The sequence below is a fragment of the Dysgonomonas sp. 216 genome (assembly GCF_010501065.1).
Classification (GTDB): domain Bacteria; phylum Bacteroidota; class Bacteroidia; order Bacteroidales; family Dysgonomonadaceae; genus QVMM01.
On the sequence record NZ_QVMM01000011.1, the window covers coordinates 49,401 to 61,733 of the forward strand.

11 protein-coding genes are annotated in these 12,333 nt (G+C 36.7%); all 11 read left to right on the forward strand.

The window, feature by feature from the left end; genetic code table 11:
• Positions 1–513 precede the first annotated feature (513 nt).
• The 11 genes from dnaN (at position 514) to D0T53_RS08165 (ending at position 12,316) form a co-directional block, all read left to right on the forward strand.
• Positions 514–1,638 carry a DNA polymerase III subunit beta gene (gene dnaN, locus D0T53_RS08115; protein WP_163266685.1) on the forward strand — a complete coding sequence of 375 codons (1,125 nt, stop codon included), beginning with the start codon at positions 514–516 and terminating at the stop codon, positions 1,636–1,638.
• A gap of 83 nt (positions 1,639–1,721) precedes the next feature.
• Complete coding sequence (locus tag D0T53_RS08120) at positions 1,722–2,492, forward strand: 3'-5' exonuclease (RefSeq protein ID WP_163266687.1); 771 nt, start codon at positions 1,722–1,724, stop codon at positions 2,490–2,492.
• A gap of 180 nt (positions 2,493–2,672) precedes the next feature.
• Complete coding sequence (locus D0T53_RS08125; RefSeq protein WP_163266689.1) at positions 2,673–2,987, forward strand: TRL domain-containing protein; 315 nt, start codon at positions 2,673–2,675, stop codon at positions 2,985–2,987.
• A 76-nt stretch (positions 2,988–3,063) separates the two neighbouring features.
• Positions 3,064–3,597, forward strand: coding sequence for a hypothetical protein (locus tag D0T53_RS08130; protein ID WP_163266691.1), 534 nt, complete (start codon positions 3,064–3,066; stop codon positions 3,595–3,597).
• A 44-nt stretch (positions 3,598–3,641) separates the two neighbouring features.
• On the forward strand, positions 3,642–4,223 hold the full coding sequence (locus tag D0T53_RS08135; RefSeq protein ID WP_163266693.1) for a DUF3109 family protein: 582 nt from the start codon (positions 3,642–3,644) through the stop codon (positions 4,221–4,223).
• Positions 4,224–4,281: 58 nt separating this feature from the next.
• Positions 4,282–4,731 carry a copper resistance protein NlpE gene (locus tag D0T53_RS08140; RefSeq protein WP_163266695.1) on the forward strand — a complete coding sequence of 150 codons (450 nt, stop codon included), beginning with the start codon at positions 4,282–4,284 and terminating at the stop codon, positions 4,729–4,731.
• Between the two features lie 190 nt (positions 4,732–4,921).
• A complete protein-coding gene (locus tag D0T53_RS08145) occupies positions 4,922–6,034 on the forward strand; it encodes an efflux RND transporter periplasmic adaptor subunit (protein ID WP_163266697.1) in 1,113 nt (370 codons plus the stop codon).
• Positions 6,035–6,172: 138 nt separating this feature from the next.
• Complete coding sequence (locus D0T53_RS08150) at positions 6,173–9,226, forward strand: efflux RND transporter permease subunit (RefSeq protein ID WP_163266699.1); 3,054 nt, start codon at positions 6,173–6,175, stop codon at positions 9,224–9,226.
• A gap of 4 nt (positions 9,227–9,230) precedes the next feature.
• Complete coding sequence (locus tag D0T53_RS08155; RefSeq protein ID WP_163266701.1) at positions 9,231–10,547, forward strand: TolC family protein; 1,317 nt, start codon at positions 9,231–9,233, stop codon at positions 10,545–10,547.
• A gap of 185 nt (positions 10,548–10,732) precedes the next feature.
• Positions 10,733–11,197 carry a MarR family winged helix-turn-helix transcriptional regulator gene (locus D0T53_RS08160; RefSeq protein ID WP_163266703.1) on the forward strand — a complete coding sequence of 155 codons (465 nt, stop codon included), beginning with the start codon at positions 10,733–10,735 and terminating at the stop codon, positions 11,195–11,197.
• An 18-nt stretch (positions 11,198–11,215) separates the two neighbouring features.
• Positions 11,216–12,316, forward strand: a complete 1,101-nt coding sequence (locus D0T53_RS08165) for an efflux RND transporter periplasmic adaptor subunit (protein ID WP_163266705.1) — start codon at positions 11,216–11,218, stop codon at positions 12,314–12,316.
• The last annotated feature ends 17 nt before the right edge of the window (positions 12,317–12,333 follow it).

Genomic DNA, 12,333 nt, shown 5'->3' on the forward strand with positions numbered 1-12,333 from the left:
CGGCGAGGGTTTATATTATTAGTGCTAATTGGTAGTTGATTTTATCTATATACTGATTGCTGATGGGGAAACAAATATTGATAAACAATTGCAATGAATAAAAAAACAGAAAAACTGTCAGGTGTGTCAGGTTTTTTTGATTTATGCTATTTTACGCGTTGTGAACTATGTGCAATTCTATGTTGATAGAATGCGTTCTTTAAAATTATACAGCAGCAGTGCAGAATCGATAATTACGCGCAGTTGTAACATAATTAAAGAACAAAAGCCTCCTTACTGCGAAGATATGGAGGGGCGAAAAAACGAAAATCGTCAGGTATGTCAGGTTTTGAAATTATAAGCTTTATGGTGTGTTTTGGATGAGGTATAATTCTATATTGATAGAATAAATAAAAAAGGCGAACAACGGCAAGTTAGTATACTGTTATTGCTAATAAAGTTTTTTGATTGTAACAAAAATATCTTTACATTTGTTAGTCGAAGAAATTTAAGAATAAATATAAGTTATATATTATGAAATTTGTTGTATCAAGTTCAGCTCTTTTAAGCCACTTACAGGCTATAAGTAAGGTTATTAACTCGAAAAATACTTTACCCATTTTAGACTGTTTTTTACTGGATTTGCAAGGATCTACCCTTACGTTAACAGCTGCAGATACCGAAACCAGATTAGTTACGTCGTTGGAGATTTCGGAGGTAGAAGGTCACGGACAGTTAGCGATAAATGCGAAAAACTTATTAGACCCGTTAAAGGAGCTACCCGACCAACCGTTAAGATTTGAGATAAACGATGAAAATCTTGAGGTGTTCATTTATTTTCATAATGGTAAATATAATTTTATAGGACAAAACGGAATTGATTATCCACAACCAAAAGAGTTGACAGAGTCGGTAATAGATATAAGTATCGATCCGCAGATATTACTGTCGGGAATAAATCATACTCTGTTTGCCAGCGCTGATGACGAACTGCGTCCGGTTATGAATGGAGTTTACTTTGATATAACAACAGATGATCTGACATTTGTGGCATCGGATGGGCATAAGCTTGTGCGTTTTAAAACATTAGCGGCAAAGGGAGCGGAAAGAGCATCGTTTATTCTGCCTAAGAAGCCGGCGAACTTGCTGAAGAGTATATTAGCAAAAGAGTCGGAGAATGTTGAAATTAAATTTGATTCGAACAATGCATACATAAAAATGGCTAGTTATACAATGACTTGTCGTTTTATAGAAGGACGTTACCCTAATTACAATTCGGTAATACCTCAGGATAATCCAAATAAAGTATTGCTCGACCGTCAGTCATTTTTGAATGCTCTGAAACGTGTGTCGGTGTTTTCTAATCCGGCAAGTAGCCTTGTAAAGTTGCAATTGTCGGATAATATGATTGTTATTTTTGCACAGGATATCGACTTCTCGACAGCTGCCGAAGAAACAATAAATTGCGATTACTCAGGTGTATCGATGAATATAGGGTTTAAATCGAACTTTTTGATAGAAATATTAAGTAACATTTCGTCAACAGAAATAACACTAGAGTTGTCCGATCCTTCGCGTGCCGGCTTGATACTTCCTGTAGAAAAAGAGGGAGATGAGGATTTGCTTATGTTGTTAATGCCAATGATGTTGAACGACTAATAAAAGTCTGAATACAAAAAAAATCATAGAAGAAACTTTATTGCAGTTTGTCGGCAGTAAAGTTTTTTTCATAAAAATAAAATATGGAATTGAATCTTAAAAATCCGATAGTATTTTTTGACTTAGAAACTACCGGAACCAATATCGTAAAAGACCGTATTGTAGAGATCTCTTATTTGAAGATTTTTCCTAATGGAAAACAGGAGTCGAAAACTAGGCGTATAAATCCCGAGATGCCTATTCCAGCCGAAGCCTCAGCTGTACATCATATCTTCGACGAAGATGTAAAAGATTGCCCAACATTTAAACAGGTAGCTAAATCTTTAAGCGATCAGTTGGAAGGGTGCGATTTAGCGGGTTTTAACTCCAGCCGTTTCGATATTCCTTTGCTGGCCGAAGAATTTCTTAGGGTAGGGGTAGATATTGATTTCAGCAGGCGAAAATTTATAGATGTACAGATTATATTCCATAAAAAAGAACAGCGCACATTAGAGGCTGCATATAAATTTTATTGTGATAAAAATCTGACAGATGCACACTCGGCCGAGGCCGATACTATGGCTACATACGAAGTTTTAAAGGCTCAATTAGATCGTTATCCTGATTTGGTAAACGATATAGAGACTTTAGCTAAGGAGTATTCAACGTTTAATAATAATGTAGACTTGTCCGGACGGATAATTCTTGACGAAAACGGAGTTGAAGTATTTAACTTTGGTAAGCATAAAGGAAAATCGGTAGCTCACATATTAAAAACCGAGCCAAGTTTTTATGCTTGGATGATGGATAGTGAGTTCCCCTTGAATACCAAACAAGTACTTACGAAAATAAAACTTCGTGAGATGAGTAAATAATAAAAAGAACCAATAGGAGTTAAAAAAAGGTTTAATAAAAGTTTGTTTATGTTTATATTTTAGTTTTATTTGCACTCGCTTAACATCCGTTGTTGCGGCTAAAATGTTTCGGAATACGGGTTTCAGGCAAACTATACTAAGCTAACAATTAATTAACTTTTAGAAAAAAAACTAAAAACAATGAAAAAATTATTTCTTTCTTGTGCAGTAGTTGCTTCTTTGGCTTTATCAAGCTGTGGTGCTGCTTTTGGTCCAGTAGGTGCTCTTTACACAGACGTTACAATGAAAAACGACATCGTTGATGGTGCAACTCTTGGTTCTAAAGTAGGAAAATCTGAAGCAAAAAGCTACTTAGGCCTTATTGCTATTGGCGATGCAGGTGTTGAAGCTGCAGCTAAAGCTGCTGGTATCAAAAAAATCAGCCACGTTGATATGCATACAAACTCAATTCTAGGTATAATTAATACTTATACTTTAGTTGTTTACGGAGAATAATAAAGTTCGTATAACAAACATAAGTAAGAGAAGCCTGTCGTAAGGTTTCTCTTATTTTTTATATATATTTGTGGGTATGAAAAAAGTATTATATTCAATAATCCTGCTTTGTGCTACAATTAACATATCAGCGCAGGATATTAGTAAAAAGTATTTGTCGCGGATACACAATGATGGTTATCTATATTTCATATACCCAATGGAGGGGTTTTCGACAAATGATACGAAAGCAAAAAAAGACATGGTATTTGATATAACATACCTGACTACACGCGATTCCGTTACTTATAATTTTACATATTATACAAAAGAAGCCTCGCCGACAGATTCGGTATTTATATTATTGCCCGATAACGAACGCTCTTATGTCGAAAGCACAATGTTTTACGTAGAGCCTAAGAGAAAGAACTGGGAACAAAGAGCATCTTTATCTATACCTGCGGAGTTTCTCAATAAAATGTATGAAAACGATTTACCCTACAAAGTATTAGTTCACTCGAAAGGTAATTCGTACTTGTATACAATGAAAGAAAAGGATTGGAAAAAACAGTCTGCTATTGTTCGAAAAATTCTCGAATCGATAAAGTACTCTGTCGAATTTCAAAAATAAACTTTTCTTATTTCGGTCTTTTATAAAAAACTAACTTTAGATTAATGATACAAATAGATGATGCTATAGTAGCCCTTGATGTAATTGAAGAAAACTTTATATGCGATTTAGCTACGTGTAAAGGAATATGTTGTGTAGAGGGTGATTCGGGTGCTCCACTCGAATTTGACGAAGTGAAAAAGCTGGAGGAGCTATTGCCTGTGGTGTGGGACGATTTGTCGCCCGAAGCTCAACGTATAATAAAAGCACAAGGTGTTGCCTATAAAGACACCGATGGCGAAATGGTAACATCTATTGTGAATGATAAAGATTGTGTGTTTACATGTTACGATAAAAGCGGAGTATGTATGTGTGCAATAGAAAAAGCCTTTAAAGAAGGACGTACTGATTTTTACAAACCCATATCGTGCCATTTATACCCGATAAGATTACAGCGTTACCGCGATTTTACCGCAGTAAATTATCATCGGTGGAGAGTATGCAAAGCAGCAGTAGCATTGGGTGATAGAGAGGGTGTGCGTGTATATCAGTTTTTAAAAGAACCACTTATAAGGCGGTTCGGAGAATTGTGGTATAACGAACTGTGTATTGCGGTGGAAGAATATAAAAAAATGCAAGGTCGTTAAACTTTTAAAAAGCTCTGGTGTTTAAATATCATATAAATGTTTTTAAAATTTAGAGATTATGAAAAAGATTTTAGGTTTAGCATTGGTTGTTTGTACATCGGTAGGTTTATTGAGTTGCTCGGGATCGTCAAAAAAAGATACTGAAACTATAATAACAGAATCGGAAGTAATAGAGGGGATTCATACTGCAAAAAATTCATTGGATTATAAAGGTACATATATAGGCGTATTGCCATGTGCCGATTGCGACAGTATAAATGTTACCATAGAGTTGGGCGACAGCAATTACACCAAAACAGATGTTTACAATAAAAATGGAAAAACAACAAATGCAGAGGTGAAAGGAACTTATGCATGGGAGGCAGACGGAAATAATATTATATTGAATGGTGTAACAGATGCTCCTAATAAATACTTTGTTGGTGAAAATACTTTGACTCAACGTGACATGAGCGGAAATGAAATAACAGGAGATTTGGCTTCGATGTACACGTTGAAGAAAAAATAAAAGAATATAGGTCTAAGAATAGTTGTTTACATGTAAAAAAAGGAGGTATTCGCATAGGAATATCTCCTTCTCTTTGTTAAAATGATTGAATATTTCTGAATAAAACAGAAAAAGCGGGAATGTGATTAAACTTTCTTTCTTTTTTTAGTTCAATAATCAGAATGTACTAGAAACGCGCTATATTAACCTCATGAGTAAGAAAACTAAAATCGTACTAATAATTATTATTGTTCTGTTTATAGCCGGTATGGCTTTGTTTCCGGTAATAAAAAACAGTATAAGTTCTACTAACGATTCAGATACTTTGTCTCCGGATGTAAGTACAAGTGCAAGAAGTGGAGGTAAAAAACCTGCATTAAATGTTAACGCCATGGTGTTGACATACGAAAGTTTGAATGATGTTTTTAAAATAAAAGGATGGTTAATACCCGACGAAGAGGTAAGCCTTTCGTTTGAAACTTCGGGAAAGATAACCGACATTTATTTTAAGGAAGGTACATCGGTGAAGAAAGGTACTTTGTTGGCTAAAGTGAACGATAAACCTTTGCAGGCCGAGTTAAAGAAGCTTGAGGCTCAAATTCCTTTGGCTACAGATCGGGTATTCAGGCAGAAATCATTGTTAGAGAAAGATGCAGTAAGTCAGGAGGCTTATGAGCAAGTAAATACTGAACTTGAGAAATTGAATGCCGATATTGAGTTAGTTAAGGCTCGTATTGCTCAAACCGAATTGAGGGCTCCATTTGATGGCGTTATCGGATTAAGACAAGTTAGCGAGGGTACTTATGCGTCGCCCACAACTGTAATTTCACGATTGACGAAAATATCGCCTCTTAAGATGGAATTTTCGGTTAATGAAAAGCAGGCAGCTTTTATAAAGGCTGGAGTACCATTGACTTTTACAGTAGACAATGATAACAATGTATATAAAGCTACAGTTTATGCAGTAGAGTCGAGCCTCGATCTGTCAACATTTACATTGTTGGCTCGGGCTATATATCCGAATACTAATGGAAAACTTAAACCCGGATATTCGGCTAGTATAGAAGTTAGACTGGATGAAATAAAAAATACAATTGTTATTCCAAGTATATCGTCAGTTGCCGAATTAGGACGTGATATTGCTTACATATACCGCAACGGGAAAGCTCATCAAGTTGAGTTGTCTAAAGGGATGAGGACGGCATCGTCGTTACAGGTTCTCGAAGGTTTAAATGTTGGCGATACATTATTAGTTACCGGAGTTATGCAGTTGAGAAATGGCATGCCTGTCACAATTGATAAATTTATAAAGAATAATCAGTAATCAGGGTTGTTTACTATCCTTCAATCATAGTGTTTAATTACATGTATTTTTTGAATTATAACTAGTTTCCACTACTATAATTGTCAAAATAATAAAAAGGTCTCTGCGGCCTTAAAACAAAAGCAATAGCTGAATTTTATGACTATATCAGAAATAAGCATACGGCGCCCGGTGCTGTCAACAGTATTTGTTCTTATTATATTTTTATTAGGTATTATCGGATATACTTATCTTGGAGTAAGGGAGTTCCCGAATGTTGATAATCCTATTATTACGGTAAATGTAACTTATCCGGGGGCTAATGCCGAGGTTATAGAAAATCAGATAACAGAGCCTTTAGAACAAAATATAAATGGTATTCCGGGAATCCGATCATTGTCAAGCTCCAGTAGTCAGGGATCGGCCCGTATTACAGTAGAATTTGAATTGAGTGTAGATTTGGAGACTGCGGCAAATGATGTTCGGGATAAGGTGTCGCGGGCACAGCGTTATTTACCTCGCGATGCAGATCCACCTACAGTTTCGAAGGCTGATGCTGATGCCAGTCCGATTATACAGATAACAGTGCAGAGCGAAAATCGTTCGTTATTGGAGTTAAGTGAAATAGCGGAACTCACTGTAAAGGAACGTCTGCAAACAATTCCGAATGTAAGTGCTGTTGAAATTTGGGGCGAGAATCGTTATGCTATGCGCTTGTGGCTCGATCCATTAAAAATGGCCGCCTATGGAATAACTCCAATGGATGTAAAGAATGCTATTGACCAGGAGAATGTGGAGTTACCATCGGGTACAATTGAAGGAGACAATCTGGAACTTTCGATCCGGACATCGGGATTAATGCAAAGCCCCGAAGAATTTAATCAACTTATAATAAAGGAAGATAATTATAATGTTGTACGTTTCAGGGATATTGGCAGGGCTGAACTTGATACCGAAAATCGTAAAAATATTATGCGCCGCAATGGTGTGCCTATGGTTAGTACGGTTATTTTGCCACAACCGGGGGCAAATCAGATTGAGATATCAGACGAAGTGAAGCTGCGTTTGGAACAAATGAAAAAAGATTTACCCGAGGATGTTCATCTGGATATAGCATTCGATAATACGAAGTTTATAAGGGCTTCGATTGATGAGGTTGAAGAAACTATATATGTTGCCTTTGCACTTGTTGTGTTGGTTATATTCTTTTTCCTTCGCGATTGGCGTGTTACACTTGTTCCTTGTGTTGTTATTCCTGTATCTTTGGTTGGTGCATTTTTTATAATGTATCTTGCTGGTTTTTCTATAAATGTTTTATCTATGCTTGCGGTTGTACTAGCCGTTGGGCTTGTGGTTGATGATGCGATTGTTGTTACCGAGAATATTTATCTGAAAATAGAAAGTGGAATGAGGCCGCTTCAGGCGGGTATTGAGGGCTCGAAAGAGATATTTTTTGCTGTAATATCTACAACAATAACACTGGTTGCCGTGTTTTTCCCGATTGTGTTTTTGGAGGGTATGACCGGGCGGTTATTTAGGGAGTTTAGTATTGTAATATCGGGTGCTGTTATTATTTCGTCATTTGTTGCTCTTACTTTTACGCCAATGTTGGCTTCGAAATTATTGAAGAAGACGGATCGCCCTAATTGGTTTTACCGTAAAACCGAACCATTTTTCAGAGGCTTGAATTCTATATATCACAAAGCTTTAAGCTACTTTCTTGTACATAAAATAATAGCATTGCCCATTATTATTATAACCTTAGGTGTAATCGGGTATTTTATGTCAGTTATCCCTTCCGAAATGGCTCCTTTGGAAGATCGTTCGCAAATAGTTGTTCGAACTTCGGCTCCTGAGGGTGCAACATTCGAATTTTTAAGAGATTATAATGATCGTATAGCAGAGATTGCAGACTCTGTTATTCCTGAGAGAGAAACGAATATAAATCTGTCACGGAGCGGTTTTGGTATGATTCGAATTATGCTACCTGATATAAAAGATCGTAAACGCAGTCAGATGGAAATTGCAGATGAATTGTCGAGTGCATTGCGGAAGGAAACAGGAGCGAGGGCATTTGTTCAACAACAGTCTACTTTTGGAGGGCGGCGGTCTCGAATGCCTATTCAATATGTATTACAGGCTCCGAATATTGAAAAACTACAAGAGTTTATTCCTTTGTTTATGCAGAGAGTGAATGAAAGTCCTAAATTTCAGATGACGGACGTGAATCTTAAATTTACAAAGCCCGAAACAAAGGTTAATATAGATAGAGAAAAGGCGGCTTTATTAGGTGTGAGTACTCGCGATATTGGGCAAACATTACAATATGCACTTAGCGGACAGCGCATGGGGTATTTTTATATGAATGGAAAACAGTATCAGATATTGGGCGAAATAAACCGCCAGCAGCGTAATACTCCTCTCGATTTGAAAACTATTTATCTGAAAAATGCTACGGGAAATATGATTCAGATGGATAATCTGGTAGAATTGGAAGAGAGTGTTGCCCCGCCTCAACTTTACAGGTATAATCGTTTCAACTCGGCAACGATATCGGCTGGTATGACTCCGGGAGTAAGTATGGGCGAGGCTTTGGACGAGATGGATAATATTGCAAAAGAGATATTAGACGAGTCGTTCCGTACAGCTTTGGATGGAGACTCGAAAGATTATAGGGAGAGTTCGTCCAGTCTTATGTTTGCTTTTGGATTAGCGGTAATCCTTATCTTCCTTATACTGGCTGCCCAGTTCGAAAGTTTTAAAGATCCGTTTGTTATTATGCTTACAGTACCGTTGGCTATTGCAGGGGCGCTGGCTTTTATGTATAGTAGGGATATTACAATGAATATATTTAGCCAGATTGGTATTATTATGCTGATAGGTTTGGTTGCCAAGAATGGAATTCTGATTGTTGAATTTGCGAATCAACGACAGGAGGCCGGAATGAATAAACTTGATGCAATACAAGGTGCAGCAGTTCAGCGTTTACGCCCAATTCTTATGACAAGCTTTTCTACTATTTTGGGACTTATACCATTGGCATATGCCAGTGCCGAAGGTGCAAATGGGCGTATAGCTATGGGGGTTGCTGTAATCGGAGGTATGTTAGTGTCTACTTTCCTTACTATTTTTATTGTACCGGCTATGTATATGTATATATCGACAGACAGGTCGAAGCGTGATGCCAAAATGAAAAGTAAAGATCAGAATTAGAACAATGAAAAAAATAATAATATTATTACTGGTAACAAGTCTCGGAAGTGTATCTGATGCTCAGTCTGTTTTAACATTAAAAAGAGGCATTGAATTGGGACTCGAAAAAAACTACGAAATACAGATAGTTCGAAACCAACAGCAAATATTAGATAATGATGTGACTATAGGAAATGCCGGATATTTGCCAACGCTTGACTTGTCGACAGGCTACTCTGGTACGATTAATAATACCGATCAGCGTAAGCCTACAGGAGAAACCGTATCGAACGATGGTGTACATAACCAGACGTTAAACGCAGGCGTAAATTTAAACTGGACAATATTTGATGGCTTTAATATACAAGCAAATCATAGTCGGCTAAAAGAACTTAAATTGAGGGGTGAGTTAAATACTCGGCTAACTGTCGAAGATTTTATATCTCAGTTTACTACGGCTTATTATAATTATATAAAACAAACCATTAGCTTGAAAAACCTTAAATACGCAGTATTATTGTCGAAGGAGCGAGTGAGGATTGTTGAAGCACGCCATAATATAGGAACAGCATCTATGCTCGAATTGCAACAGGCACGGGTCGATTATAATACCGATAATTCGAAACTCATAAAACAACACGAGGTATTATATACTTTGCGTACCCGGTTGAATGAAATGATAGTTTCGGATAATATTGATAACAAATTAACTCTTGCCGATACTTTAATATCTTTTAATCCATTGCTTAACAAGGAAGAAATATTAGATAAAGCACTTCGTATTAATACAGAGCTATTGTTAGCTCAGAAGGAAGGAAGGCTAAGTCAGCTAAATCTCAGAATGTTGCAAAGCGAAAACTATCCATATCTTAAAGTGAATGCCGGGTATGGATATACGCAGAATGTGTACGAAACAGGAACTTATGACAGGGAGAAAAGGCTCGGTTTCAATTATGGAGTAACATTAGGATTTAATCTGTTCGATGGTTTTAACCGCAGACGTAAACAAAAGAACGCAAAATTGGAGATTGAAAATAAGCAACTGGAGTATCAGCAAACAGAGTTAGCTGTAAGAGCTGATTTTGCCAATATGTGGATGGCTTACCTGAATAATATGAAGTTGGAAGGGCAGGAAAGAGATAATTTGAAAACTGCTAGGGCAAATTTTGATATAGCGATGGATCGTTACAAATTGGGTGATTTGGCCGGAATAGAAATAAGAGAAGCACAAAATAGTTTACTCGAAGCCGAAGAGCGTTTGGTGCAGTCGCAATACGATACTAAGCTATGCGAAATATCGTTGATGCTGATAAGCGGGCAAATAGTGAGTTATGTAGAATAAATGACCATTTGTGCTAATAAACATAAAGAGGCTTATGGCTTCTTTTTTTTGTGAGAGAGTAAGATAATTATTGCTATAATACTAAATTGACCTCAAAAAGTGTTAATAAAATAAATATTTTTACATTTATATCGCACTTATTATAAGTGTGCTTATTATATTTGCAGCTCAAAATAGCAGGTTATATGGAAAAAGATTGTTTTCAACCCCGGAATGCAGGCGAAGAATTTGGTTTTCTTATTTGGCAGATAATGAAATACTGGCAAAGAGGAAAGCATCGTCTGTTAGACGAGTTTGGGATAACTGCATCGCAGATGGAAATATTGTCGGCTATTTACCATTTGAATCAAGAAGGGCAAGAAGTTCCTCAGATATTGGTTTCGAACATGACAAATGTTGACCCTATGACTACTTCTACAATAATGCGGAATCTTCAAAAAAAGAAACTGATAAGTCGTAGGGCAAGTAAGAATGATACCCGAGCCAGAGTTGTAGAAATAACTGAAAAAGGGGCAGATGTGCTTCAGAGGGCTATGGAAAAAGTTAAGGGTTCGACAGCTCAATTGCTAAAAGAAGTAGATGAAGAAGCATTGAAAACTCAGTTGAGAGAACTTTTGAATGCATTAATAAAATTAAACCAACAAAATTAATTTAATTAAATATTAGGTATGAGCTTGAAAAAGGTTAGTTTAGGAATTTTTTCATTGTTATTGATGGCGTCATGTGGTAGCAAGCAAGAGCAAGCCGAAGCACCGTTAATGGAGTATAAAACAATGGTATTAAGTGAACAGAATGCGACTTTAGAGACGTCGTATGCTGCTACTATTAAAGGACAGGAAGATATTGAGATAAGGCCTCGTATTGATGGTTTTATCGATGCTATTTATGTGGATGAAGGTTCGGTTGTAAAAAAAGGACAGACATTATTTAAAATAAATTCTCCGACAGCCGATCAGAATATCCGTACGTCAAAAGCGCAGGTCGAAAGTGCAAAGGCAGCAGCAAAAACTGCTGAGATTAATGTAACAAGCCTTCGTCCCCTTGCGGCAAAAGGAATAATAAGTAATACTCAATTGCAAACAGCCGAAAATAGTTATGCTACGGCAATGGCTAGTGTTGCACAGGCTGAGGCTGCATTAACAAATGCACAGGCTATGCTTGGTTGGACAAACGTTTCGAGCCCTGTTGATGGAATTGTAGGAGCAATACCTTTCCGTCAAGGGAGTTTGGTAAATAATTCCAATACATTGACTACAGTAGCAAATACTAAAAATGTGTATGTTTATTTTTCACTGAATGAGAAAGATCTGTTTAATTTGTTGAATAAATTGGATGGAAATACTCAGGCTGAGAAGATTAAAAACATGCCGGAAGTTTCGTTAGTTTTGGCAAATGGCGATAAATATCCTGAGAAAGGAAAAATATCTACTATTACAGGTCAGGTAAATGTAAGTACCGGTTCGGTAAATATGAGAGCCGATTTTCCGAATAAAGATGGTTTGCTGAGAAGCGGATTTAGCGGTAAGGTTATTATGCCTAATTATGTAGAAAATACATTTGTTATTCCTCAAGCATCAACATTTAAGAAACAAGATAAAGTAGTGGCTTACAAAGTTCAAGGCGACTCGGTAGTTGAAGCTATAATCTCAGTTCTTCCATTACCTGATGGTCAACAATATGTTGTTACAAATGGGCTTAATACAGGAGATCGAATTGTAACCGAAGGTTTGGCAACATTAAGTGTTGGTAAGAAAATTATAGCAAAATAAGTCAATTATTCAGATCA